This window comes from Paenibacillus senegalimassiliensis, assembly GCF_001486585.1.
Lineage (GTDB): Bacteria > Bacillota > Bacilli > Paenibacillales > Paenibacillaceae > Fontibacillus > Fontibacillus senegalimassiliensis.
Genome location: NZ_LN909046.1, coordinates 1,869,626 through 1,896,284 on the forward strand (window position 1 = coordinate 1,869,626; position 26,659 = coordinate 1,896,284).

Annotated in this window: 24 protein-coding genes; 10 read left to right on the forward strand and 14 right to left on the reverse strand. The window is 50.7% G+C overall.

All coding sequences use genetic code 11. The features are described from left to right. Window positions 1–156 precede the first annotated feature (156 nt). Window positions 157–1,344, forward strand: coding sequence for a putative glycoside hydrolase (locus BN3279_RS22730; RefSeq protein ID WP_059054228.1), 1,188 nt, complete (start codon window positions 157–159; stop codon window positions 1,342–1,344). Between the two features lie 86 nt (window positions 1,345–1,430). Next, window positions 1,431–2,807 (forward strand): MATE family efflux transporter, encoded by a 1,377-nt coding sequence (locus BN3279_RS22735; RefSeq protein ID WP_059054230.1) that lies wholly within the window; start codon window positions 1,431–1,433, stop codon window positions 2,805–2,807. Here BN3279_RS22735 and BN3279_RS22740 read toward each other — a convergent pair. From BN3279_RS22740 to BN3279_RS22750, 3 genes are all read right to left on the reverse strand, one after another. Beyond that, window positions 2,804–3,010 carry a DUF3906 family protein gene (locus BN3279_RS22740; RefSeq protein ID WP_059054232.1) on the reverse strand — a complete coding sequence of 69 codons (207 nt, stop codon included), beginning with the start codon at window positions 3,008–3,010 and terminating at the stop codon, window positions 2,804–2,806. The two genes, BN3279_RS22735 and BN3279_RS22740, sit on opposite strands and share 4 nt — an antisense overlap. A gap of 149 nt (window positions 3,011–3,159) precedes the next feature. Then, on the reverse strand, window positions 3,160–4,131 hold the full coding sequence (gene pfkA, locus BN3279_RS22745; RefSeq protein WP_059054234.1) for a 6-phosphofructokinase: 972 nt from the start codon (window positions 4,129–4,131) through the stop codon (window positions 3,160–3,162). A gap of 19 nt (window positions 4,132–4,150) precedes the next feature. Next, complete coding sequence (locus BN3279_RS22750) at window positions 4,151–5,230, reverse strand: tetraprenyl-beta-curcumene synthase family protein (protein ID WP_059054236.1); 1,080 nt, start codon at window positions 5,228–5,230, stop codon at window positions 4,151–4,153. A gap of 279 nt (window positions 5,231–5,509) precedes the next feature. Here BN3279_RS22750 and BN3279_RS22755 point away from each other — a divergent pair, with 279 nt between their 5' ends. Both BN3279_RS22755 and BN3279_RS22760 read left to right on the forward strand, forming a co-directional pair. Beyond that, window positions 5,510–6,706: an MFS transporter gene (locus BN3279_RS22755; RefSeq protein ID WP_059054238.1), complete on the forward strand. Its 1,197-nt coding sequence runs from the start codon at window positions 5,510–5,512 to the stop codon at window positions 6,704–6,706. A gap of 101 nt (window positions 6,707–6,807) precedes the next feature. Next, window positions 6,808–7,455, forward strand: coding sequence for a nitroreductase family protein (locus tag BN3279_RS22760; RefSeq protein WP_059054672.1), 648 nt, complete (start codon window positions 6,808–6,810; stop codon window positions 7,453–7,455). A 152-nt stretch (window positions 7,456–7,607) separates the two neighbouring features. Here BN3279_RS22760 and BN3279_RS22765 read toward each other — a convergent pair whose 3' ends face one another. After that, on the reverse strand, window positions 7,608–7,805 hold the full coding sequence (locus tag BN3279_RS22765; protein WP_018750471.1) for a cold shock domain-containing protein: 198 nt from the start codon (window positions 7,803–7,805) through the stop codon (window positions 7,608–7,610). A gap of 234 nt (window positions 7,806–8,039) precedes the next feature. On the opposite strand from BN3279_RS22765, the gene BN3279_RS22770 reads away from it, so the two are divergent. From BN3279_RS22770 to BN3279_RS22790, 5 genes are all read left to right on the forward strand, one after another. Further along, entirely contained in the window at window positions 8,040–8,273 is a 234-nt protein-coding gene (locus BN3279_RS22770) for a hypothetical protein (RefSeq protein ID WP_059054239.1), read from the forward strand. Window positions 8,274–8,275: 2 nt separating this feature from the next. Further along, window positions 8,276–8,506 (forward strand): hypothetical protein, encoded by a 231-nt coding sequence (locus BN3279_RS24110; RefSeq protein ID WP_187377854.1) that lies wholly within the window; start codon window positions 8,276–8,278, stop codon window positions 8,504–8,506. A 260-nt stretch (window positions 8,507–8,766) separates the two neighbouring features. Beyond that, entirely contained in the window at window positions 8,767–10,557 is a 1,791-nt protein-coding gene (pepF, locus tag BN3279_RS22780; protein ID WP_059054243.1) for an oligoendopeptidase F, read from the forward strand. Window positions 10,558–10,646: 89 nt separating this feature from the next. Beyond that, window positions 10,647–11,045, forward strand: a complete 399-nt coding sequence (locus tag BN3279_RS22785) for a LapA family protein (protein WP_059054245.1) — start codon at window positions 10,647–10,649, stop codon at window positions 11,043–11,045. A 41-nt stretch (window positions 11,046–11,086) separates the two neighbouring features. Next, window positions 11,087–12,127, forward strand: a complete 1,041-nt coding sequence (locus BN3279_RS22790) for a M42 family metallopeptidase (RefSeq protein ID WP_059054247.1) — start codon at window positions 11,087–11,089, stop codon at window positions 12,125–12,127. 92 nt (window positions 12,128–12,219) lie between these two features. Here BN3279_RS22790 and BN3279_RS22795 read toward each other — a convergent pair whose 3' ends face one another. The 8 genes from BN3279_RS22795 to hemE form a co-directional block, all read right to left on the reverse strand. Continuing rightward, on the reverse strand, window positions 12,220–13,614 hold the full coding sequence (locus BN3279_RS22795; protein WP_059054249.1) for an MATE family efflux transporter: 1,395 nt from the start codon (window positions 13,612–13,614) through the stop codon (window positions 12,220–12,222). Window positions 13,615–14,079: 465 nt separating this feature from the next. Beyond that, window positions 14,080–16,035 (reverse strand): ABC-F family ATP-binding cassette domain-containing protein, encoded by a 1,956-nt coding sequence (locus tag BN3279_RS22800; RefSeq protein WP_059054251.1) that lies wholly within the window; start codon window positions 16,033–16,035, stop codon window positions 14,080–14,082. Window positions 16,036–16,051: 16 nt separating this feature from the next. After that, window positions 16,052–16,882, reverse strand: a complete 831-nt coding sequence (locus BN3279_RS22805) for a DUF92 domain-containing protein (RefSeq protein WP_059054252.1) — start codon at window positions 16,880–16,882, stop codon at window positions 16,052–16,054. Continuing rightward, window positions 16,879–17,520, reverse strand: a complete 642-nt coding sequence (locus tag BN3279_RS22810) for a fumarylacetoacetate hydrolase family protein (RefSeq protein ID WP_059054673.1) — start codon at window positions 17,518–17,520, stop codon at window positions 16,879–16,881. Before BN3279_RS22810 ends, BN3279_RS22805 begins: the two co-directional genes overlap by 4 nt. Window positions 17,521–17,597: 77 nt before the next feature. Beyond that, the gene (locus BN3279_RS22815; protein ID WP_059054254.1) at window positions 17,598–18,929 is read right to left on the reverse strand and encodes a CapA family protein; all 1,332 of its coding nucleotides are present in this window, start codon (window positions 18,927–18,929) and stop codon (window positions 17,598–17,600) included. 139 nt (window positions 18,930–19,068) lie between these two features. Then, a complete protein-coding gene (gene hemG / locus BN3279_RS22820) occupies window positions 19,069–20,502 on the reverse strand; it encodes a protoporphyrinogen oxidase (RefSeq protein ID WP_059054256.1) in 1,434 nt (477 codons plus the stop codon). After that, entirely contained in the window at window positions 20,499–21,455 is a 957-nt protein-coding gene (hemH, locus tag BN3279_RS22825) for a ferrochelatase (RefSeq protein ID WP_059054258.1), read from the reverse strand. The genes hemG and hemH overlap by 4 nt, the downstream gene beginning before the upstream one ends. A 53-nt stretch (window positions 21,456–21,508) precedes the next feature. After that, window positions 21,509–22,576 carry a uroporphyrinogen decarboxylase gene (gene hemE / locus BN3279_RS22830; protein WP_059054260.1) on the reverse strand — a complete coding sequence of 356 codons (1,068 nt, stop codon included), beginning with the start codon at window positions 22,574–22,576 and terminating at the stop codon, window positions 21,509–21,511. A 272-nt stretch (window positions 22,577–22,848) separates the two neighbouring features. Between hemE and BN3279_RS22835 the strand changes: the two genes are divergently transcribed. Then, a complete protein-coding gene (locus BN3279_RS22835; protein ID WP_059054675.1) occupies window positions 22,849–24,039 on the forward strand; it encodes an MFS transporter in 1,191 nt (396 codons plus the stop codon). On the opposite strand, the gene BN3279_RS22840 is transcribed toward BN3279_RS22835, so the two are convergent. Both BN3279_RS22840 and BN3279_RS22845 read right to left on the reverse strand, forming a co-directional pair. Further along, a complete protein-coding gene (locus BN3279_RS22840) occupies window positions 24,036–25,208 on the reverse strand; it encodes an alanyl-tRNA editing protein (RefSeq protein ID WP_059054262.1) in 1,173 nt (390 codons plus the stop codon). The two genes, BN3279_RS22835 and BN3279_RS22840, sit on opposite strands and share 4 nt — an antisense overlap. A 45-nt stretch (window positions 25,209–25,253) precedes the next feature. Beyond that, window positions 25,254–26,597: an APC family permease gene (locus BN3279_RS22845; RefSeq protein WP_082673208.1), complete on the reverse strand. Its 1,344-nt coding sequence runs from the start codon at window positions 26,595–26,597 to the stop codon at window positions 25,254–25,256. Between the last annotated feature and the right edge of the window lie 62 nt (window positions 26,598–26,659).

Genomic DNA, 26,659 nt, shown 5'->3' on the forward strand with positions numbered 1-26,659 from the left:
TTTCTTTTACTTCACGTAAAAGGAACGACTTTTTTGCTGCGTTTCTATGAAACTATGAAATGATGTCATTCTAGGATAATTGTGACATTCCTGTTCTTTCTACATGCCTGTCTTTCGATATAATCAGTAGCGAATGCATACGAGGGAGCGGATAACATGAACATCGTTTGGACCTTACTTCTTCTGGCCTTGACTCTGGGCAATGGAACCCCGGCACAGGAGCCAGCGGCCCAAGAAGAATCGGCGGTTTCTATATGGCCTTCTATCTATCAGACTATTACTGCCAATTTGGCCCAAGGAGATTCCGAGCATCCTATATTACCTACGGACCTGAAGGGCAGCTTGCAGCAAGACGCACCCAAGGTCAAAGGAATCTATGTCACGGCCTATAGCGCTGGCGGCTCACGTATGAACCAGCTCGTCGAGCTTATTGATCAAACAGAGCTTAATGCCATGGTCATTGATATTAAAGATGATTTGGGTTATATCACCTACAAGACGGAAAATCCTACTCTGATAGAGCTTGGCAAACCTCAACCGTTCATCCGCGATATTCAGGCGTTGATGGCTCGACTAGAGAAACATGATATTTATCCTATTGCCCGGATCGTCGTCTTCAAGGATACCATCCTGGCCGAGAAGCATCCTGAATATTCCTTCCGCAAACAAGATGGTTCCGTATGGAGCAACAACAATGGAGACAAGTTCGTCAATCCCTATAGTCCAGAAGTGCGAGACTACAACATTGAACTGGCGAAGGAAGCCGCTAGCCTAGGTTTCAAGGAGATTCAATTTGACTATGTGCGTTTCCCTGAAGGCTTTGAGAAGCGGGCTGATTCGTTAAAATATACAAGCGATAATACGAGCCGAGTCGATGCCGTTTCCGAGTTCGTGAAGATAGCCAAGGAAGAACTGGAGCCGCTGGGTGTTCGTATCTCCGTCGATATTTTTGGTTATGCGGCATCCGTTCCCGCTGCGGAAGGCATCGGCCAGGATTTCGTGAAGATCTCAGATCATGTTGATGTCATCTGTCCCATGATTTATCCCAGCCACTACACCACCGGATGGTTTGGGTCCAAGGTGCCGGACAAAACGCCTTACCAGACCATTAAGGGCGCCGTTCAGGACACTCAGACCAAGCTTGAAGAACTCGGTGAGGAGCAACCGATTATCCGGCCATGGATTCAGGATTTCACAGCAAGCTGGCTAGGCAAAGGCAATTATGTTAAATACGGCAAGCACGAGATTGAAGAGCAAATTCGGGCGCTCCGGGACATGCAGGTCGAAGAGTTTCTGCTATGGAACGCGACCAACCGCTATACTCCCGGCGTCTCTTACGAATAATAGATCATACAGCCGTCCAACCCGGGCTATGAGGCCCGGGTTTGGTGTGTCATTAACTTTCAATTCAGGATCGGAGCTTAGTTATTATGAAAGAAACCTATTCACGCAAGCAAAAATACGGACAATTTCTGCGCATCCTCATTCCTATACTAATTACACAGGTCACGATGTCATTAATGACCTTCTTCGATACCATGATGTCGGGCCACGCCAGCCCGGCCGATCTGGCTGGTGCAGCCATCGGGGCCAGCCTCTGGATTCCCGTGCAAACCGGGCTAAGCGGAATTCTTATGGGCATTACGCCCATTGTCTCTCAATTGGTCGGAGGAGGGCAGAAGGACAAGGTCCGCTACCATGTCGTTCAAGCGCTTTGGCTGTCTGTCGCCGTTAGCGTAGCTGTATTAATAATAGGAGCATTAACGATTACCCCTTTGCTGAATACCATGAGTCTGGAGCCCAAGGTGCATCACGTTGCTCACTATTTTCTTGTAGCCATTTCTACCGGCATCGTTCCCCTCTTTGGCTATATCGTGCTACGCTCCTTTATCGACGCGTTGGGACAAACCCGGATGTCCATGCTTATTACCTTAGTCTCGCTACCAGTGAACGTAGGCGTAGGGTATCTGCTGATCTTTGGGCGTTTCGGCTTTCCAAGGCTGGGCGGCATCGGCTCGGGTATCGCCACTGCCTTTACCTACTGGGTCATCTTTCTGATTGCTTTATGGATTGTACATCGCAGCGAGCCGTTTGCCTCCTACGGCATCTTCCACAAGTGGCATCGCATCTCTTGGACTAAATGGCGAGAACTGATGCATATTGGAGTGCCTATCGGCTTTGCCATCTTCTTCGAAACCGCCGTCTTCGCCGCCGTCACCTTGCTGATGAGCCGCTTTGATACGGTCACGATTGCCGCCCATCAGGCAGCCAATAACTTCGCCTCAACCTTGTACATGATTCCCTTAAGCATCTGTCTGGCTTTGACTATTCTCGTTGGCTTCGAGACCGGGGCCGGACGACTGAAGGACGCCCGCCAATATGCTGTGATGGGCGTAAGTGGCGCAGCTATTCTATCGCTGGTCAGCGCTCTCTTGCTAATGGTGTTTCGGGAAGGCGTGGCAGGGTTATACTCCAGCGAGCCCGATGTTGTCGCCTTGATCAAGCATTTTCTGATCTACGCCATCTTCTTTCAAATTTCCGATGCCATCGCCACCCCGACGCAAGGCGTATTACGTGGCTATAAGGATGTGAATCCCGGCTTCTGGATATCTCTGCTAGCCTACTGGATTATTGGCCTTCCACTGGGGTTTGTTCTGGCTAACTATACCGATCAAGGTCCTTACGGCTACTGGATCGGACTCATCACAGGGCTCGCTATCGCTGCTGTACTGCTGCTGCACCGCCTGGTCATTATTCAACGCAGACTGGTCAAATCACAGGACACATCAGCCCCGGCTTCTTCTTAATTGCCGGGCTGAATGACATAACCCGCACCGGGAGTTATTCGCTTCTTCTCCACAATTATTAACTCCAGCACTTCAGGTGCGGGCAGGAAATGCCGCTGCATATGCTCCTCTGCTGCAGCGAAGGCCTGCTCCTCCCCTTCTGCAGCAATGACGATAGCCAGCAGCCCTGCCGATGTTTCCGCCTCAAGACGGTATAGATACATATGGTTTCCCCCTTTGTTTACTTTGTATTGAATTGTAGCAAATTCGAGCACACCCGGCCATATTCCTTCTGATATATCAAAATAAAAACCGGATCAGGCAAGGGAAACCTCCCTTATCTGATCCGGTTCGTTGTTGTTAGTGACAGCTTTTATTGAGATAAACGCAATGCCAGGTTGTACATATCCATATCAAACGTCTTTTTGGTGGATACAACCTGCTCAATATCGGTCAATACCATTTCTCCACCGATCATGCCGCATGCCTTGTTAGATTCCCCAGCAATCAAGCTGCGTACAGCGAAGTCGCCAAGACGGCTAGCCAAATTACGGTCAAATGGTGTTGGGGAACCACCACGTTGAATATGACCCAATACCGTCGCGCGAGGCTCCAACGAAGGCTGGCGTTGCTTGATAGCCTGTACGACATCCTCACCACGGCCTACGCCTTCGGCTACAATGACGATGCTATGGCGTTTACCTTTATCAAAATTTTGACGCATCCGGTCAGCTACTTCGTTCAGGTCAAACGGAACTTCCGGAATCAGAATGGTCTCTGCTCCAGCAGCCAAACCGGCATGAAGGGCGATATCACCGGCATGGCGACCCATAACCTCTACAACCGAAGCCCGTTCATGGGAGGACATGGTATCCCGCAGTTTATTGACGGCGTCGACAACAATGCCAACTGCCGTATCGAATCCAATGGTATAGTCGGTGAACGAAATATCGTTATCAATGGTTCCTGGCAAACCCATTGTCTTGATGCCCAGCTTGCTCAGCTTCTCAGCGCCTTGGTAGGAGCCGTCGCCACCAATAACGACCAGGCCATCGATACCGCGGTCACGCAATATTTGCGCTCCCTGCTGCTGGCCTTCCGGTGTCTTGAATTCCAAACAACGGGCGGATTGAAGAATCGTACCCCCACGTTGAATAATATCTCCTACACTACGAATGTCCATCGAGAAAATATCGTTATTAAGCAGCCCTTGATACCCCCGTTGAATACCGTAGACTTCTACGCCATAAAACAAACCGCTGCGCACAACCGCACGAACGGCGGCATTCATGCCCTGGGAGTCTCCCCCACTTGTAAGAACTGCAATTTTTTTCACTGCTGACATGATAATTCCTCCTATAAATTTAAAGATGCTTGCGAATCCAACGGCTGTTTGCGAAGAAGAATAACCGCATCAACGGGCTTCTCCGCATTAGCCGCTTGGATACCTCGCGAATTTCTTCCTGCTGACTGACCTTGGGGTCGGATAAATACAAAGCCAGCAAGCCCTCAATGATCATCCTATGAAATGAGGAGGCAGGCAGCTTTCGAATATCGCGCCGCGCTCCTTCGACAATCAACGTGATTCTTCCCAGCATCGTTTCCTTGCTGTCGTAGTAGCTGCAAAAGTTCAAATCCCCGCCTAATTCGTCTTCCTCTTGGTCGATCAAGTAATCCAGCATAATATGTAGTCCGCAGACATGAGGAAAATAGGCGCCATGGATAATCTTTGCGCTCTTTCCATCCAGATCAGCATGACTCGCAGCCAGAAATAACATGAACACGCCTAGCGTAGAGCCTGTTGCCGCTGCGAATTCATTCCATTTCAGATGAGGCGCACGGTGTTCATGGCGAGTCCACCATTCCAACAGCTTGGCTTCACGTTGTTTGGGATCAATATGCTTATACACTTGTAAGTCGGTATACAGCCCTACCAAATCAACGATGTGTGACATGGCCGCCGGGTAGCCCTGCAACCGTGTAATTTGATGACGGCAGGTCATCACCAGGCGATGCAGATAACCTCCATCATCCTGCTCCTCACGCAGAGCGTAATAATTGCGCAATTCCGCTGAAGCATTCACCGCATCCAGCATGCTTTGATGCAGCAAACGGAAATCCTCCGCATCCTTGGAGGTGCTCCGGTCACATAAATTGTCCAGATAATCGCTAATGGTTTGGAACGCAACGATAAGGGGAATTAGAACGTGGCGCATTGGCAGATTCGCGGCTGCATAAACAGCCCCGCCCTGACAGTGGAATTCCTTCGTCGCAATGCTGGCAAGCGCCTGCTTTCGCAGCTCCGGATCGGGAATCGCCTCGGCATCCTTCCTCCAACCATTCAATGCCTGACGCACATCTGGCAATATAAATTTGTAAACCCGGCTCATGAGCCTGATTGGCTCTTTCGGAAACTGGTTTCGGCTTTGCTCAAGTTCAATCAATGGCTTGCCTCCACTACGTTGTTAAATATCCTTAACTGAAAACCATTCTATATTATAATATGATCCAACTTTTTGTACAAATAAACAAAATCACAAAACCCGTTGAAATTCTCCTAACCTCAGTATAACGTCCATTCGTCAACAGACCGTAAAACTCTGCCCCGCCCTGGCTGAAATTTCTGGTATACTAGCAATCATAGCTGACCTCTGCGTACCCATCAATTACTTAGGCCTTGGCAGCAAAGACTTTCTACTTAAGAATGGAGTTATGGATTCTACATGAAATCAAAACCGACGATGAGCCGGGACGTTCAATGGCTCCGTGCCTTTACCTTCACTATATACGGAACGATTGTCCTTGTAACGTCCTATTTTCCGCTCTACTACGCCCAGCTTGGTTTCTCCAACAGCCAGATCGGCTTGCTATACGCGCTGGGGCCGATGATTTCTTTAATCTCCAATTTACTATGGAGCCTAGCCAGTGACCGGTTCCGCACCATTAAGAAGATTCTCCTTATTCTACTTATCGGTCAAATCAGCCTGACGTTTATATTATCGGTCTCCACCACCTTTTCCGCAATCATGGCAGTCATTACTTTATTTTATTTTTTCTTCTACCCGGTCTTCCCTTTATCCGACACCATCGTTATTTCAACAGCAAAGAGGCAGAATCGGAACTTCATCTCTATCCGGGTGTTTGGCTCCTTCGGCTTCGCCGCCTTTGCCCTGCTGATTGGATATGTTCTCGCCTGGGTGGGAATCTCGAACATGATGTGGGTTTCTATTGCCGTTGCCACCTTGGCGCTGACGCTGGTGCTATTTGTGAAGGACGACCCTTCCGCCCCCGTAGCCAAAGTCGATTTATCCGGCATCTGGGCACTTTTGCGGCAGAAGGAGCTTCTATGGTTCCTGGGGTGCATCTTCTTCCTGGCCATTGGCATGAGGATGAACGAACCCTTCCTGTCCATTACGCTAAAGGAACTGGGAGCGGAAGAGAGTATTATCGGCTGGGCCATGTTAGCTTCGGCATTGTCAGAGATTCCGATTTTCATTTATCTCAGTTTCCATGGCGAGAAGTATAAGGAATTACCACTACTGCTGTTCTCCAGCCTGCTCTTCGCGGTCCGCTTCTTACTCATGGGCCTGACAGATTCGGTGTACGGCATTCTGGCGATTCAGGCGATGCACGGAATTACCTTTGGCATCTTCTATGTGACGGCGATCCGGATGTTGACCCGGTTGATTCCGGATCAATTCCGCGCCACTGGCATGGCTTTGTATACGATTATGTGGTCCAGTCTATCCGGACTGATTAGCGGCACCTTCGGCGGTTTCGTATTCGAACAATTCGGCCGCACCACCTTCTATCTGGTAGCCATGGCCTCCGCGTTGTTCGCCTTTATTGGCTTTGCCAGCCGCTATTTCATCCGCCAGCCGGATGCAGCCAAATCTACGGGAATAACCCGCAAATCTTAGTACATAGGCACTGCGGCTGTTCAAAGCACTACACATCCTTTATAATGATTAATATCAGATGATAGTACCTGGTAACAATAATAATGAAGCAGGTGAACTGGATGGAATTTGCACGGTTTCGCGACATGCTGACAAGCCGTAGAAGTGTACGTGATTTTACGGAAGAGCCCGTTAGCCTCGCCGATATTGAGGAATTGATCGATTGTGCGCGGTATGCGCCAAGTGATACCAACTCGCAAACCTGGGAGTTTATTGTTGTCACAAACACCGCAAAGATTAAATATATTGAGGATTTCACCTGGGAGCAGTTGCATAAGAGAGCTGCACTCGCCACCGAACAGGGACTGGAACGGGAAGGCAAGTTACTGCTCAAGTCCTTCGGCCCATATGCTACTGCCTTCTCCAAAGCCCCTGCCTTGGTTATCTGCCTCTCTACCCCATACACTTCTAAATTCCGGGAGAGAATCTTTGATCCCCTCAACTTTGCCGCTCCGGAGGTTTGGGAGGAAGAAGGAATGAAGAGCAGTTGCCTGGCCGCTGAGAACCTGATGCTGGCCGCTCATGCCAAGGGTCTTGCTACTTGCCCCATGACCGGACCCGTACTGCTGGCTGAAGACCGGCTGCGTGAATATCTGGACATTCCCGCGGATCGGGGAGTTAACATGGTCATCGCTCTGGGACATCCGGCCGTTACACCTAAGGCCCCTGCCCGGAAAGAAATTGCAGATATCTTAAGGGTCGTCGATTAAGACGGCCCTTTGCTTCTATGTAGTAGAAGATAGGCCTGGGCACTAGTCAGTTACCCAGATTAACACAAAAAAACACAGCCCTTGCAGGGCTGTGCCTTTCAATATCGCGCCTGAAACCAAACTTTATAAGTGATCCGTTACCGGAAGTGATCTTATAATTTGATTACGTTAGCAGCTTGAGGACCACGGTTGCCGTCAGTGATTTCGAATTCTACGGCTTGGCCTTCTTCTAATGTCTTGAAACCGTCGCCTTGGATTGCGGAGAAGTGTACAAATACATCTTCGCCACCTTCAACTTGGATAAAGCCATAGCCTTTTTCTGCGTTAAACCATTTAACTGTACCTTTCAAATGAACAACCTCCTAAAAATAATCGCCATCATTGGCGAATAACCATATTATACTCTATGCCTGCAGACAATGCAACGTGACTTTAACCTAAAGATTTACTGGTTCGGAAGGCGCTTAAACGCACGGTTTCATTTGCTTTCCTGGGGGGTGTGAGTTATCATTTTACATACAAATATGACCTATTATTCGGGTCCTCGCGCAAGTACGCGAAGTCAAAGATTGGAGCAATAAACGATGATCAAAAAACACGAAATATACAAAAAAGACAAATGGAACATGATGACCGTCGAGGTCCAGGGCAAATACATCGTTCTCCGCGAAATTTCCGACCAATGGGGAGAGGAAACGCACACGTTCCTCAGCCGTCCAGCCTTGATGGATTGGGTCAAGCGTCGCTTCCCCAAGGAGGAATATACGGATAACGAAGCCGAGTGGGAAGGCATCATGGCGGCGTTCAAGCAAGTATAACCGTGGACAGGGACCGCTTCTGTGGTCCATATCTACAATTAATTCGAAACGGAGCTATTTATATGTTCAATTCCAGCCTTCTTATCTTTGTTATCTGCGCTTTTGCCATGGGTGTGGTGCTTATTATGAGCAAAGACCGAATTGATCCCCGGTTCAGGCGCGGGCTTGCCATCACCAGCATCGTGATGATTACCTTAGCCTTTGGGCTGATCATTTATAGTTTCCTCGCCTAGTTGCGGCCTGTTCGCGACAGCAGCAAGCGCACGTCAGCGGCAACAAATATTCCCTGTCGTCTGCGGCCATACTAGAGAAATGTCCGATCAGGAGGTTTTCTAGTATGACAAGTGCGACAAGTAAACGAGCCAGCCTGCTCCTGCTATGCGGTTGCTTGCTGGTAGTTCCGCTCCCTCGCAGCGCGGCTGCGGAGCGGCCGATAATAACAGATTCCCATGAACCCCATTATTTGAATGAAGCAAATCAAAGGAGGATTCCCATGAGCAAAGTATTGAAACGTTCCGAAGTCCCTGAAGATAACACATGGAAGCTGCAGGACCTGTTTGCCGATCAGGCAGCGTGGGACAAATCATATGATGAGTTGAAGAAGTTAAAAGACAAGGCTGGCGAATTTGAGGGCAAACTAGATCAGGCGAGCAACATCAAAGCTGTTTTTGAACTTGAGGATGAGTTGTCTCTGAATATCGAGCGCCTGTACGTATATGCCCATCTGAATCATGATCAGGATACTACCAACCCTACATATCAAGCGCTAGTGCAGAAGGCACGGAAGTTAAGCGTTGAACTTAGCGAAGCCTTGTCCTTTATTACACCGGAAATTCTGGCGTTGCCGGATCAGCAATTAGATCAATTCATTGATGATCCCACTCTGGCGGCATACCGTTTCACATTACAAGAGATCAAACGGGAAAAAGCCCATGTGCTGAGCAAGACGGAAGAAGCCTTACTCGCGCAGGTAGGCAATCTGTCTCAAGCACCACAACAAATTTTTGGCATGATTAACAATGCCGATATGAAATTTCCCAAGATTAAGGATGAGAACGGCCAAGAGGTGGATTTGACTCACGGCAGCTACATCCAATTCCTTGAGAATCCAAACCGTGAAGTGCGTGAGCGGGCTTTCAAGGCTGTTTACGAGACATACGGTAAGCAAAAAAATACGATCGCCTCTACGTTAAGTGCCAACGTGAACAAAAACATGTTCTACTCACGGGTGCGCAAATACCCGTCCGTACTTGAAATGTCACTCTATGGCGATAACATTCCGAAGGAAGTCTACACCAATCTGATTGATACCATTCATGAAAGCCTGCCGCTCTTGCAACGTTATATGGAGCTGCGCAAGAAGCTGCTCAGCGTCGATGAGCTGCACATGTACGATTTGTTCGCTCCTCTGGTTGAGGAATATAAATGGGACATCACTTACGATGAGGCGAAGAAAATGGTCGTCGAAGGTCTGGAGCCTTTGGGCGAGAACTATTTAAACGTACTTCGTTCCGGCTTCGAGGATCGTTGGATTGACGTTTACGAGAACGAAGGCAAACGCACAGGAGCCTATAGCTGGGGCGCTTACGGCACCCATCCGTATGTATTGCTGAACCATAACGATAATCTAAACAGTATGTTTACGCTCGCTCATGAGATGGGTCATGCCCTGCATTCCTATTTCTCCGACGAAGCACTGAAATATCGGGATGCCCAGTACACTATCTTCCTGGCCGAGGTTGCCTCCACGACCAACGAAGCGCTGTTAATGGATTATTTGCTCAAAAAATCGACCGATCCGAAGCAGAAGCTGTACCTGCTCACCTACTATGCGGATCAATTCCGGACGACCGTGTTCCGGCAAACGATGTTCGCCGAATTTGAGAAGATCATTCATGAGCGGGCTGAAGCCGGCGAATCCTTAACCCCGCAGGAGCTTTCAAAGATTTATTATGATTTGAATGTGAAATATCACGGCAAGAGCATGGTCGTAGACCAGGATATTGAAATGGAATGGGCACGAATTCCTCACTTCTACACCAGCTTCTATGTCTACAAATATGCCACCGGCTTCTCTGCAGCAACCAGCTTCTCCAAGCAAATTCTGGAGGAAGGCCAACCTGCCGTAGACCGCTACCTTGGCTTCTTGAAGAGCGGCGGCAGCGATTATTCGATCAACATTCTGAAGAAAGCCGGTGTTGACATGTCCTCACCGGAACCGATTCGTGAAGCGATGAGTGTATTTGAAGACGTCATTAAGCAAATCGAAGAGCTGACCCAATAAGCTTAACGGGGCTTTGGACCCGATTCCATAAAATCCCTTGCTCCAAACGGACAAGGGATTTTATACTGTCCTAGAAGGAGGTGTTCCTCATGAAAATTCAATGGTCCTTAATTATGACCCTCGTATTCGCCCTGATTACGGCGGTGTTTGCTGTCATTAACGTAGACCCGGTTCAGGTCAATCTGTTGTTCGGATCGGTTAGCCTACCCTTGATTCTGCTCATCCTGGGCAGTACGCTGCTCGGCGGCATCATCGTTGGCTCCTTTGGCATTTACCGTGGATATCGGTTGCAGCGGGAAGTCAAGAGCCTGCAGGCCAAGCTTGTACATATTCAGGATGCCACCGGCTATGTGCTCCCGGAACCGGAGAAGCATGAACGCAAAAGGAAGAAAGCCGCAGACAACGACGCGACGGTTCAACAAGGCGATGATGAAGCCGTGGCTGGCGAGAACGATGCTATGGCAGGCAGCGTTGAAGAAGATCGCTAACGTTGCACGAACGTGTTGCATGAACGTAAAGGAGAATAACGATGAACTCTATACAACCCAATGAAGATTACATGTTGAATTTACTGAAAGAACTACTCGACACACCAAGCCCCAGCGGCTTTACGCGCCATATCATGTCGCTGATTCAGCGGGAAGCTGATGCACTCGGGATTCCTTGCTCCTTCAACGAGAAGGGCGGCGCGATTCTCACCCTGGCAGGCAAGGATGCTTCTCGGCGTATCGCCTTGAGCGCCCATGTGGACACACTCGGAGCTATGGTACGTGCCATACGCCCGAACGGAACCCTGGCCTTGACCTCCGTTGGCGGCTTCATGATGAATGCCATCGAGAACGAATATTGTCAAATTCACACTCGCAGTGGCAAGGTCTATACCGGAACGATTCTGTCCATTCACCCTTCCGTGCATGTATACAGCGATGCCCGCGACTTCAAGCGTGAGGAGAAGAATATGGAGGTTCGAATTGACGAGCTCGTGGAAAATAAAGACGATGTCCTCAAGCTCGGCATCTCGGTTGGGGACTTCATCTCCTTTGATGCCCGCCCTGTCATCACACCAAGCGGGTACATCAAATCTCGCCATCTCGATGATAAGGCCAGTGTGGCTGCTCTGTTCGGTGTGCTTGAGGCTAGCCGGCGAGAAGGCTGGGCGCCCAAGCATGATCTGGTATTCCTTATCTCCAACTATGAAGAAGTAGGTCATGGTACCGCCTGGATTCCGGAGGGTATCCATGAAATGATTGCCGTAGACATGGGCGCTCTCGGCGATGATCTAAGCTGCAAGGAGACAGAGGTATCGATTTGTGCCAAAGACTCCTCCGGTCCATACGATTATGAAATGACCAGTCGGTTGATTGAATTGGCCAAGCATCTTGATATTCCTCATGCCGTCGATATTTACCCCTACTACGGCTCGGATGCATCGGCTGCCTTACGAGGTGGTAACAATATCCGCGCCGCGTTGATCGGCCCAGGAGTCCATGCCTCCCACGCCATGGAACGGACGCACAAGCAAGCAGTGCTTAACACAGCCCGGTTGCTGGCTGCCTACGTTGCTGACTAGCTCAAACCGTTCTCTAATCTAAAAAAACCTTGAAGTTCCTGCGTAACTTAGGCGCAAGGAGCCTCAAGGTTTTTTTAATATCACAAGTCCAGTCAGTCCTCCACCAATCGATGACGGTACCATTTATGGCCGCGGAATCGCCTCAGGAAGATTAGCCCGCGGATTCCCCATTCAATATCCATAGCTAGCCATACCCCAATTACACCGAAAGGCAAGACAATTCCCAGAATATAACCAAGCACCACACGGAACAGCCACATGGATAACATGGAGACAACGGAGGTATATTTCGCATCCCCCGCTGCCCGCAGCGCCGATGGAGTGATGAAGCTGATCGACCACAGCGGAATCTGCATCAGGGTGTTCATCAGTACAATGATAAAGATATCATCTACAATCTCAGCCGGTGGATGGAACAACGAGACCAGTGGCTTGAATAACGGCAATACTATCAAGCCCATGAAGATGAAGGTTGAAGAAGATAACCAAATAAATGAACGCGTGAGCTTGCGAGCATCGTCGATGTTTTTACTGCCAATACATTGCCCTACCACGGTGACAATGGCAATGGATAAGGCGTTGGCTGGAATTTGAATGACCATAGCAAGCGAAGAACTGATAGCGTTGGCAGCAATAGCATAGGTGCCCAGACTGACGATGAAGATTTGCGTCAAGATTTTCCCACCGTTGAAGAACATCTGCTCGGCCGCAAATGGCATCCCGATGGACATAATTTTCTTGAGCATGGTCAGGTTGACCCGAACCATATCCCTTAGACGAATATGCAAGGAAGCATCCAATTTCACCAGATAATAGATCGCACAAGCCGCCGCCAAATAGCGCGAGACATTCACGGCAATGTTCATCCCCATGATGCCCAGATCGGCTAAATTAATCAGCAGAAAGTTAAGCAATACGTAGGTTAAGTTCATGATCAAGGATAACATCAGGGAAGCCCGTGATTTACCGATCCCACGCAGCACACCGCATACTGCTTCAACCACAGCAATTCCGCAGAAGGAAAGGCTGCTACCGATCAAGTAAGATCTGGCATTCTGAAATACGTCCGGTGCGGCCGAGCCAAATAACAAATTCAAGGCGGGATTGTGAAACACAATGATCAGCAAGCTGATAGCCAAAGCCAGCAGGAACACCGAGGCTACCGATCCCGATGAGGACTTGGATACCATCTCGGGATTGCGGCTGCCCTTATACTGCGCTACCACCACTGTCCCCCCGGTGGCTACCCCCACGAACACGTTAATCAGGAAAATATTAAGCGAATCTACCATATTGACGGCGCTCACTGCCGCTACTCCCGAGGAGCTAATCATCGCCGTGTTTACCAGATTCAGACCAATAATAAATGCCTGGTCAATCAGAATCGGGATGATAAGAGCAATAATTTGCCGATAATCAATGGACTTGCCAGAGAAATGCTTGTCCGCAAATTGATGCGTTCTAGTTCGAATAGCTGCACTAAGCACGTAATCACATCTTTTTCATGAAGTTTATAGAGGTAGTTCAAAAAGTCATCTTTTGATCACGAAGTCATTCAGGAAGTAGTTTCGGCGTCGAATCTTGAATTCACCTGGGCCTTCCGATGCTCACGTACCCACTACGTACGCTCCGCTTCTCAGTCCCTAGCTTCATCCAACCTTCTCGGTGCTGAAAAGTTGACTTTTTGAACTTTTATTGAAGCTCGATCTAAAAATTTTCTGCAATGCTACAACAAAGAAAAGACCCTTCGTTAACGAAGAGTTTACAAATTGTTGTGATATTTACACGCACACCACACAAGGCAGCAGTAGCTCCAACGTGTATTATACCACCTTGGCTGGCAGGTGGCTTGCTCTGAAAATAAGCATTTCACCGCTTATTGGGCAAAAAAGAAGAGGAAAGCCGAAGGGTTCCCGGCTTTCCTCTTTGCTGCTCTGTTTTAGCTAGCCCGATTAAGAATGGCGTCCCGCTTCTATCTTCTCAGCCAACTCATTCAGATAAGTCCAGCGCTCCATCAAACGCTCCAATTCAGCCTCGGCTTCCTGCTGAGCCTGCATCAGTTCCTGTAATCGCATGGCGTCGCTGGCCGAGGCCTCCATGTCTTCCGCGATAGAAGTCAAGCGCTGCTCTGCGGCTTCAATGGTAGCGTCAATGGTGTCATATTCTCGCTGCTCGTTATAGCTGAATTTCAGCTTCTCCCCACGCGAAACCTCACGACCTCCGGTATCCGGCTGACCTTGTGCCTTGCTCGCAGCAGGAGTAGCCCCATTAGCCCGGAGGCTGGAAGCCGTCGCTCCCTTGGCATTGCCCCCCGCCTGTACCCGTTCCTCATAATCGCTATAGTCGCCCACATGAACCGCAACGATTCCGTCGCCCTCAAAGGCCATAATTTTATCCACAGTCCGGTCCAGAAAATAACGATCATGAGATACAACGAATACCGCACCGGGAAATTCATCGAGATAGGCTTCCAATACGGACAACGTTTGAATATCCAGATCATTGGTAGGTTCATCCAGCAACAATACGTTTGGGGCACCCATCAGCACTCGCAGCAAGTATAGCCGCCGCTTCTCTCCTCCCGACAACTTACTGATTGGCGTCCACTGCATATCTGACGAGAACAGGAAGCGCTCCAGCATCTGCGATGCGGTGATACGCGAGCCATCTGCGGTAGTGACAACCTCGGCGGCTTCTTTCACATACTCAATAACCCGCTGAGCCCCATCCATCTCCTGATGTTCCTGGGTAAAATAACCCAGATTGACGGTTTGACCAATTGCAATCTCACCAGCATCAGGCTCTATACGCCCGGCAATCATGTTTAGCAATGTCGATTTGCCACTTCCGTTAGGCCCCACGATGCCTACGCGATCGCCTGGAACAGCCGTGTAGGTCAGCTCCTTGATCAGCACACGGTCTGGAATAGATTTACTCAAGCCTTCGATTTCCACAATTTTGCGACCCAGTCTAGTAGATGCAACTGAGATATCCAAATGATCATTTCTGGACTCCGGCCCCGCTGCTTGCAGTTGCTCAAAGCGTTCGATCCTGGCCTTCTGCTTGGTCGAGCGCGCTTGGGCTCCCCGGCGAATCCAGGCCAGCTCCGTACGCAGCAGATTTTTTCTCTTCTGCTCCGAGGCCGCCTCGCGCTCCTCGCGCTCACTCTTAAGCTCCAGGAATCGGCTATAGTTGGCCTCATAGCGGAACAAACGTCCATGATCAAGCTCCAGCATGACGTTGCAGACCCGATCCAGAAAGTAGCGGTCATGCGTAATTAACAGCAATGCGCCACGCCGCTTCTGCAAGTACGTCTCCAGCCAAGCGACTGAATCATTATCAATATGGTTGGTAGGCTCGTCCAGAATCAGCAGCTCCGAAGGGATGATCAACGCCGAAGCTAATGCTACACGCTTGCGCTGCCCCCCGGATAGTTGGCCCATAGACTGGGTAAAATCCGCAATCCCCAAGCGGGACAACACGCTCTTGGCATCGCTGACCAAGGTCCAGGCTTGCAGGCGGTCCATCTCCTGAGATAAGCGTAAGACTTCCGCTTGCCGTGCTTCATCATCGGGCTGCTGTTGAAGGGCTTCCTCCGCCTCCATATATGCCGACACCACCTGCAATTCGGGGCCTCCGCTCTGGAATACACCACGCAAGACCGTGATATCCGGTTCATATTGCGGATTTTGAGCCAGGAAAGTCACTCTCACATCCCGATTGATCGCCACCCTGCCCGCATCAGGCTGATCCAGGCCAGCGATGACTTTGAGGAAGGTTGATTTCCCCGTGCCATTCACGCCGATAATCCCGATTTTGTCGTTCTCGTCCATCCCGAAGGAAGCATCTTGGAACAATACTTTCTCCCCATATGTCTTCGTTAAGTTCTCTATCGTCAGTATATTCATGTTAATCCCTACTTTATCATATCATCCCGATTCCCCAGGCCAGCAATCCCGCCCCAAGAGAACTGAGTAAATTCACCATGTCATTGCTCATCCAGCTTAGGCCCCTGGAGGGTACTGTAGCTTGACCGCAGTGTGAGGCTACCTCCACTTCCTTGCCGCAAACCGCGCAGCGGTGCATACGCTGGAGGGTCGCTCCCAGCCAGGAATCGGCGAAGGCGCCAAACATTCCGGAAAGTCCTCCAATGATAACCCATTTAACCAAGGCCAGCAAAATAACTCCGATGCTTCTCTCTGCTATACCGCCTGTCCATAGTAACAACAGCCAGGCAGCTCCGCCGATACACACAGCTCCGGCTAGAGCCGCCATACTCCCAAGCCATGTGACTCCGCCCGAGGTTCCTGGCGGTATAACCCGGCCGTTCCTGATGGAGCGGGGTGGCGTCTTGCTCAAGCCGCCCCACTCCGTGGCCCAGGTGTCCGCCGTAACCGCCGCCATCGTACCAACAAAGAAATATGCCCAGCCCGGCCACGGCCAGTAAAAGTTGCCCAAGCAAGCCAGCATCCCCAGCCCACCGTTAGCCAATACTTGTGCGGCATCCCGACGACCGCTCTTGGCATAGGACTTCTCCAGTTCCTGCTTACGCTCGCCGCGAAGATGGGAAAATACAGACGAACTTACGAAGAAGAGCAGTAAAATACCGAACCAGAACAGGTTGCCTGCGCCATAATACACCGTCCCCATAACCAGCGCCGCAAGCATCCCGGATAAGGAAAGCGACTTTCTGGCGTAAGCGGCACCCGAGACGATCAAAGCGCACACGGCCCCGATAATCCAATCCGTCATCATGAAGCAGACGGGCCGGACTCCACGATACAACTGCCGAGCACGCGGGAACCATACGAAATCTCCAGCTTGTCTCCCTGATAAACGGGACCCACGCCCTCCGGTGTACCAGTGAAGATCAGATCCCCTTCACCTAATCCGTAATTCGCTGCGATATAATCAACGATTTGCTGCAAAGGGAAAATCATTCGGTTAATGTTGCCCTGCTGGACTGTCTCCCCGTTCTTGCGCAGCACAAAGTCGTCACCTGCTGTCTCCACGGCTCCAGGGAAAGCCAGAAAAGGAGTGATCGGCGCAGACTGAAGGAAGCCCTTCGCCGGGGTCCACGGGTTTCCTTGCTCCCTCACGATATTCTGCACATCCCGCAAGGTAAAGTCGATACCAAAAGCCATGACATCCACCAATTCATCCACGGTCATCCCCGGCTTGTAATCTCTGGCAATACGCAAAACCAATTCCACCTCGTAGTGTACCGAGCCCCGGTTAGCCGGAAGCTGAACCCCGGTCTCATTCATCGTCGTGACCGCATGGGACGGCTTCAGAAATATCATCGGCTCAGTTGGCACGTCATTACCCAGTTCCTCAGCATGAGCCTTGTAGTTCCGGCCTACGCAATATACGTTCGCGATCATCTTGTTCATCATCTTCTCGTCCTCCCTATGTACGTTGTTCCCGATTCTTCGGGAATCACCGCCAATTGTATAAGTTAGTTGAAACGCTACCCGAATACTTCGCCGGTATCTGCAATTCTCACGCCGGGAGACATCTCCGCGATCTCCCGCAGCAGCTTGCCTCCATCCTCCGCATTCATCAGCACGGGCTGGCCCAATTCAGTTCGGTACGGAATCAGGCGCAGGCTGCATTCTCCCTCCTTCGTGAACACTGCCGAGAATACGGCAGTCTCCCACGTCTTCGGGTCCTTGGATTTGGTGAAAATAAAATTGCCTGTACTGTAAACAATCCATTTACCCTGGTACTGCTCCAGCCCCTGCATCACGTGAGGATGGCTGCCAATTACCAAATCCGCTCCGGCATCAATGTAGGCGTGGGCCAACTCCTGCTGATGGTCCTCCAGGACCGTTGTCCGCTCTTTGCCCCAATGGCTCATGACCAGCACAAGATCGGCATTCTCTTTAGCAGTACGGATCTCCTCCAACGCGCGCTTAGGCGTATATGCCGAGGCTACTCCTGCGTGATTAGCCCCAGCAACCCAGGTGGATTCTGGCACAACCCGGCTAAATGACAGCAGCGCAACCTTGATTCCCTTACGCTCCAGATATACAGGCGCATAGGCATCCTTGGCATCATGTCCTGCTCCGGCATAGGCTATATCGTGTTCCTTCAACGCCTTCAAAGTATCCTTAAGGCCCGAAATGCCTTGATCAAGAATATGGTTATTAGCCAGGCCCACCGCATCTACGCCCGCCTTGGCCATGGGCGCGAGCGCCCTGGTTGGAGACTTGAATACATAGGTCTTGTTCTCAGCGGGCTGCCCCCCCTCCGTCACTGGCGTCTCCAGATTTAACAGGGTCAAATCATCCTGTTCAAACAGCTCCCGGATATATTCATAAGGGAAATCATACCCCTTCTTCTCCAAACGCTCCTGTACTTTACCTGAGAACATCGTATCCCCGACAAAATGAATCAGCAGATGCTCCCCGGCTTCTGCACTGTTCTTAGGTGCATCAGCAGGCGGCTCATAGGGAGCTACGGGCTCAGAGCCTTCCTCACCCTCGTTTCCAGCCGAAGCCTCTTCTTCCCTATTGGGCTCATTAGCCTTCTGCTCTTCTACGTGCCCCGTGCTCTCCTCTTCTCCGGTCTCTCCTCCAAGGTAGGCCAAGCCATCATCCACATATTCCAGGGGTGGCAAAGACTCGGTAGCTCCCGTCTCCACTCCTCTCTGCTGGGTACGCACCTCGACATAGAAATAGGCCCCAAGTACAAAAATCAAAGTGAGTAGAGTTAAATTAAGCAGGAGCCATATCCGGTTCTGAATCCGCCGGTTCTCCTGCTGCTTTTGCTTGTTCTTCTGTGATCTTGGTGGATACATTACGGACTCCTTTGAAACCATATTTCAAACCGTATTGATTTTATTATATCAGGTATCGAGAAATAAATAGAACCCCTCACCTAATTTGCAGGCAAGGGGTTCTATCGTCCCAGGACTCGACCCGGGACCTTTCCCAATGTTACGGTTGTGCTACCTTCAGCCCTGACGCCATGCGTTCGGCCAATTCCTTAGCCTGCTTGATGCAATCAGGCAAGCCAACCCCGTAGAAGGCCGCTCCTGTCGCATACACACCAGGCAATTGCCCTTCCAGCCGCTGGCGAAGATCATCCAACTGCTCCAAGTGACCTACGGGATATTGCGGCATTGATTTTGGCAGCCGGGTAATCTCCGTGAACAGCGGGCGAGCCTTAAGCTCCATCAGCTTGTTCAAGTCGCTAAGCACAAGCTCTGTCAGCTCCTCGTCGGACAAGAACACCTTCTCTTCATCCCCGGAGCGCCCGACATAACAACGCAGCAGGATTTTATCGTCCGGACTCGTATGCAACCATTTGACGCCGGTCCAGGTGCATGCGGTGATGTTCATGCCTTCCCTGCGAGGTACAAGGAAACCAGAGCCGTCGAATACCCCTGCAACATCCTTCTTGTCGAAGGCCATCACCACATTAGCAACAGAAACATAATTAATTGCGTCCAGCGCGGTTACGTCCACATGGGGACGCAACAGCCCGGCTGCGGCAAAGGCCTGTACAGTCACGATGACCTCGTCAGCCTTCAGCGATTCTCCCGTATTCAGCAATACTTGATAACGGCCTTCTTCTTCCCCTGAGACACGGCGAATCTCCGTGACCTCGCTCTCAAGACGCAAATGAACATCTGATAGCGAAGCGGTTAAGCCATCGATCAGGGTTTGCAGACCCTTGCGAAACGTCAGGAAAGCACTGCGTTTAGTCCCCGTATGCGTCTCCGCCGGTTTCTTACCGCCCATCATTCCCTTGATCAGGCTGCCACCAGCCCGCTCGGCTTCTCCGAACTGCGGGAAGGTTGACTGTAAGCTTAGCTTATAGGTGTCCCCGGCATAAATACCAGCTAGCAGTGGTTCAGTAATATTTTGCAGGACCTCCGCGCCCAGCCGCCGTTCAATGAAAGCTCCAAGCGATTCATCTTCCTTACTTTGTCTGGCCGGCATCACCAGATCCAACATCGCTCTCGCCTTGCCACTCCAACTCAGGAGCCCGCTGCGTAGAAATGGACTTAGCTCCGTAGGAATTCCCAATACAAGGCCGGACGGCATTGGATGCAGCTTGCCACCGCTAACGATATACGTCTTCTTGGCCTCTGGATTCATGGAGACAAGCTCCTGCTCCAGACCAAGCTCTCTCGCCAGATCGATCATAGCCGTCTTTCGAGCAAGAAAAGAATCCGGCCCCTTCTCAATCACGAACTCGTCCTTACGCAACGTTTCGATTTTGCCACCCAAAACGCTTTCTTTCTCCACGATGGTGATCTGTGGCGTGATGCCCTGTTCTCTGTAAAATTTGCGGACATAAAACGCTGCGGACAGTCCGGTCAGTCCTCCACCGATAATGACCACATTACAGGAAGCTTCACTCATTCGTCTTCATCTCTTTCCCATTGCGAAGTTCTTATAACCATGTCGCTCAATGTCTCCATATATAGCGGCTCCGTATTTAAGGATTCGATACGCTCCAGGCGCATGTCCAGTTCCTTCGCCACTGTCTTCGCTTCAATGTCCAGATCGTAGAGTACCTCGAGATGATCGGAGACAAAACCAACCGGAGCAACGAGCACATCCTCTACTTGCTTACGGCTTAGTTCCTTCAAGGTGTCGAGAATATCCGGGCCTAGCCATGGCTCAGCCGTTCTGCCCGCACTTTGCCATGTGAATTGCCAGGAGCCCACCTTGGCCTTACTGGCTACAGCCTCCGAAGTCTCTAGCAATTGGTCACGGTAGGGATCACCCATTTGCACTGTCCGTTCAGGCAAGCTATGTGCGCTGAACAATACCTGTACCTGATCACGCAGCGCACCCGCTTCCTCAAATTCATCCAATTTCTTCGCTACTCTCGCCGCAAGAGCGTCAATTAATTTCGGATGGAGGTGATAGCTCTCCACGAACTTCATGGCCACTCCGGCTTCTTGCGCCTGGGCCTCTGCCCGCTTGATATAACCGCCGATGCTCATGACAGAGTAATGCGGGGCCAATACAATACCGACCCCCTCACGAATGCCGTCTGCTGCCATGGCGTTTACGCCGTCCTCAATGAACGGATATGCATGCTTCAATCCTTGATAGCAGACAAATTCCACATCTTTGTCCGCGGTCAGTTGATTCAAGGTGTCCTGCAAGGCAGCCACCTGCTTGTCCGTATTCGCCCGCAAGGGGAACACCCCGCCCACGATGGCTTCATACCGGCCAACCAGCTCCTGAAGCTGCTCTGGGGTCGGTGGATGTCCGCGCCGGATATGCGTATAGTAGGCCTCGACCTGATCCAAACTTTGTGGTGTGCCGTAGGACATCACCAATACTCCGATCTTTGCTTTCACGATTCCTGTTCACCTCTGGTCGATAGTTGGTTTACTTCGTCCCACTTGATTGTTCAGCCTTGTTGGGCGGGTGCATTGTGCCGCATCAGCGCCTTCCGGGAATACTCATGTACGAACTCTGTCAGTTCTCGCAGCTTCTCAAGCGAAGCCTCAGGGAACAAGCCATGTCCAAGATTGAAGACATAACCTGGCTTCAATACTCCTTCATCAATAATCCGCGCAGCCTGTTCCTTGATCACATCCATTGGTGCAGTCAACAGATAAGGGTCCAGATTACCCTGTACGGCAAAGTTATGACCCAGGCGCCGACGTCCCTCCGTGATGGATACACGCCAATCAAGTCCGATCGCCTCCACCTCAAGTCCTGTCAGCGTTGGGAGCAGTTCCCCGGAGCTTACGCCTGGAAAATAAATTTTCGGTACATCCAAATGGCGAAGTTCGGCAAAAATACGTGTAATCGTCGGAAGCACATAAGTCTCGAAGTCTCTTGGGGCCAAAGCGCCCACCCAGCTATCAAACAACTGAAGCGCCTTGCCGCCATGCAAGACATGGGCCTGCAAATAGGTAATAACCATGTCGCCCAGTTTGTCCATCAGCTTGAACCACAGCTTTGGCTGACCATACATCATAGCCTTGGTGTGAATATAGCTCTTGGAGGGACGACCTTCAATCAAGTAGGAGGCAATCGTAAATGGCGCTCCAGCAAAGGTAATCAGGGGAACCTCAAGCTCCCGGTCCAAAATAGAGATGGTTTGCAAAATATGGGATAAGTCCTTCTCCACGTCAATCGGCTGCAGGCGTTCAACATCTGCCTCCGTACGAATGGGCTGCTCGATCACCGGCCCTACATTCTTGACGATATCAAATTTAATGCCTAGCGAAGCAACCGGATTCATAATATCGGAATACAAAATAGCCGCGTCCACGCCAAGCTTGCGGACTGGCATCATCGTCACTTCGGCCGCCAATTCGGGTTGCCGGCAAATTTCAAGCAAACTGTACTTTTCTTTGATTTTTCGATAATCGGGGTCATATCTTCCCGCCTGGCGCATGTACCAAACCGGAAGTTCATCCACTTCTTGCTGTCGCAAAGCCCGGATCAAGCGATCATTATAAACCAAACCCTACGCCTCCTGAAACTTATCATTAAGATATTATAAAGTTGTTCATTACTATAAACATTCTAATTTACATTATGCCCTTTTTAAAAGTAAGTAACAACTCTCACAACGGGAAAACGAGTGGCAAACCTTTGACAATCGGATGAAGAGCACATGAAGTTTGCCTCAGACCGGGGCTTCCCGGTTGTGATATACTGGAAAGACTTTGTTTGGACGACCAGATCTCTGTGAAAGGAAGTGAGGGCACTTTGAAGACGTGGAAGGTCAATCTCATGGTGCTTTGGATCGGACAATTTTTTGCAAATGCGGGCATGACGATGATCACTCCCTTTCTCTCGCTATATCTGGCGAGAGATTTGCATGTTCAGGGGGAGCAAGCCATTGGAATATGGGCTGGATCAATCTTTGCTGCCAATTTTGCTACTTCGTTCATCTTCCAGCCCCTTTGGGGCAAGCTGGCCGATAAATACGGACGCAAGATCATGCTGCTGCGCTCCGGCTTTGGAATGGCGATTGTCGTCACGCTGATGGGTTTTGCCACCGAGCCCTGGCATCTGCTGGCACTCCGGCTGCTGAACGGAACCATCTCGGGCTTCAACCCAGCCTCCGTGGCTCTGGTGTCGGGAACGGCGCCGAAGGACAGGATGGGCTTTGCCATGGGCATTACGCAATCCGGACTTGTTGCCGGTACCATCCTGGGACCCTTAATCGGCGGATTACTGGCAGGATGGGTTGGATTTCGCCCCATCTTCTATATTACGGGCTCCCTGCTATTCTTCGCCTCCATGCTCGCGTTGTTGTTCGTACGCGAGAACTTCGACCGTGAAGAAGCAGCTCATACGCCGCAGCCTTCGGTATGGCAAGGATTGCTGGAGTTGAACAAAACCCCGCAATTGACCGCCTTGTTCGCCGTGACCTTCTTGCTGCAATTCGCCATGCTAAGCCCGATGTCGCTGCTGCCGTTATATGTTGAGAAGCTGCATGGACAGACTGCAGACGTAGCCTTCTGGGCGGGATTCGTTAGTGCCGCCACGGGAATCTCCAATATGATCACCTCACCGGTGCTCGGAAGGGTCAGCGACAGGCTTGGTGCACATCGTGTGCTCACCTTCTGTCTGGTGGGAGCGGCGGCTACACTCATCCCGCAAGCATTCGTTCAATCCGTCTGGCAGTTGATTACCATCCGCTTTATGATGGGTGTATTTATGGGCGGATTGCTGCCCAGCGTCAACGCCTTAATCCGTCACTATACCCCGGACGGCATGGAGAGCCGGGCTTTCGGCTTCAATAGCAGCACCCTGGCCCTTGGCAATATGCTCGGCTCGCTGATCGGCGGATTTCTTTCCGGTTATATCGGCATTGAAGGCCTGTTCATCATCTCCGGCGTCCTGTTGCTCATGAATACGCTGTGGGTCCGCCTGAAGCTGTACGGCAAGGCCAAAGTGCATACCGGACGAGCTTAGCCTAAATGGGCTTGTCTGGTATGCTCGAAGAAGGCCAGCAAATCTTCCGTGTTCGCAAAGCCTGCCTGGGCTTGCTTGTTGCTTCCCCCACCTTTTCCCTGGTAAGCAGGAAGATGCTCCTTGAAGAACGCTCCGCAGGATACCGGGAAGCTGCCACTATGAGCGAATATGAGCTTGTTCTCAAGCTCGGACGCCAGCAGCACCATAACCTCACCTTGAGCGACTACCTCGTTCGCCAAATTTTGCAATTGCGTGAGGGACTTGTCCGTATAGCGTGCTGCGATCATCCCGCTCTCTTGCTTGGTGAGCAATTCTCTGGCTTCATGCCTATCTTCCCTCTGCTTCAATTCGGACACCTCGGCTTGCAGCCGCTTCTGTTCTTCCTCCCAGCGATCCAGACGATCGATGAGCTCATTTCTGCCTGTTTTCAGCCTGGCTGTAAGTTGGCTTAATACGCGCTGTTGCTCCTGAAACTCAGTTAAAGCACGGTAACCGCTCTTGAAGGTGATTCGAGTGCATCCCTTCTGCTTCTCGCTCTTCAGTAGCTTGATCATACCAATCGATCCGGTAGAAGCAACATGAGTCCCGCCGCACCCGTTGTATTCAACGTCTTCCATCTCCACAATACGAACATGCTCCGTCACTTTGGGTGGCTTGACCAGCGGTAATCGCTCTGCTTCCTCAGCGGACACGAAATAGCTGACAATCCGATGATTCAGATAGATGTGACAGTTCACCTCCTGCTCAATAGCAGCAAGCTGTTCAGGCGACAGCTCCGGCTTATCCACATCAATCGTGCAATAATCGGCTCCCAGATGGAAGCTCGTCGTGGTGGCGTCATACAAATCGCGGCAAACCGCAGATAACAGATGTTGCCCGCTATGTTGCTGCATATGATCGAACCTGCGCGGCCAATTAATCTCGCAAGCAACCTCTTTCGTCTCTGGAAAGCGCTCCACACGATGCAATACCTCGTCTTCCTCGCTAATGACGTCCAGCACCTGAATTCCACCAAGCATACCCGTATCATGGGGTTGTCCCCCACCATCGGGATAAAAAGCACTCTCTTCCAGCACGACAAATTTACCTTCATCACGCTCCAGCTTATTCTTCACCTGCGTCACCCAGCAGGTCAGATAGGCATCTTCAAAATACAGCCTTCTCGTCATCGTGATGCTCCTCTCATGAATTGATTCTCATGCTTCAAGTTGCCCCTAGCGGCGCTGCATATAGAAGTATACAGGCAGGCCAATGAGCGTAATTCCAATCCCCGTCAAGGACTGTAGCGGATTGCTGATGATTGTGCTGCCGAGGATGTAAATGCCGCCCAGAATACCGATCAACGGAGTGATTGGATATAACGGCACACGGTATCTACCTCGCTCCCCTGAAGGTACAGGCTTTCTTCTCCGCAGCAGAAACACACCGAATACGCCCATCGTAAAGAAAATCCATAATACGAAAACAAGCAAATCGGTTAGCGTATTAAAGGTCCCTGAGAAAATGTAAATTACGGCGAGTAGACTTTGCAAAATTAAAGCATTCGCTGGCGTTCCGAATTTGACGTGCTGCTTGCGAAGCAAGCGGGAGAATGGAATCTGCCCTTTCTCGCCCATGACCTGCGGAACTCTGGCTGCCGTCATGAGGTAACCGTTAAGCGCCCCCAACACAGATACGATAATTCCCGCCGTAATCAACATCGCACCACCACTGCCAAGTAGAGCCTCTGCCGCATCCGCTCCAGGTGCCTTGGAGCTTACGATCGCCTCATAAGGCAAAATTTTAAAAATAGCTAAATTAAACAATACATATACAATAATGACAAAAACAACGCCAATCGAGATCACCCTGGGCATCGTTCGAGCAGGATTAGGAATTTCACCAGCCATATTGGTCACGCCAATCCAGCCATCATAGGCCCATAATGTACCCAGCACAGCCATGCCAAAGCCAGCCCCGGTTACGGCAGCAGGCATACCAGCCAATCCAGGGGCCGTACCGCTGAACAAACCAAAGCCAACAATACCCACCACCGGTACCAGCTTGCCAACCGTAGCCAGAGTCTGAATAATTCCGCCGTATTTCGTAGCTATAACGTTCATGACTAAGATAAAGGCGAGAATTCCGATCGCCACCAGCTTCTGAACCCAGCTGTTCATAGGAATGAAATAAGCGGAATACGAAGCAAAGGCAATGGCCAGGGCTGCTACCGAAGCGGGATAGGAGATGACCGTCTGCACCCAACCCAGCAGAAAACCAACAACATCGCCATATAGCTCACCCAAATAGGTGTATAACCCTCCGGATTTGGGAATGGCTGCGGCGATCTCCGCAACTGATAAGGCCGAAGCCAAAGTAATGATACCTCCGAGCGTCCAGGCCATAATGCTCATCCAAGGTGATCCGGCATGGCTGAGGACAATCCCGGGCTTCAGAAATATACCCGATCCGATAATCATGCCAACCACAATCGACAGGGCTTGGACAAAAGTAATCTGCTTGGGAGTAGAGTGCGGTTCTTGCTGTACATGGGCAATAGGCTTCATCGTTGTTCTCATATCCTTCATTAGTAAGATGTCTTCCGTAAATCGGATAGCTTATCCTGAATTACCGCACTATT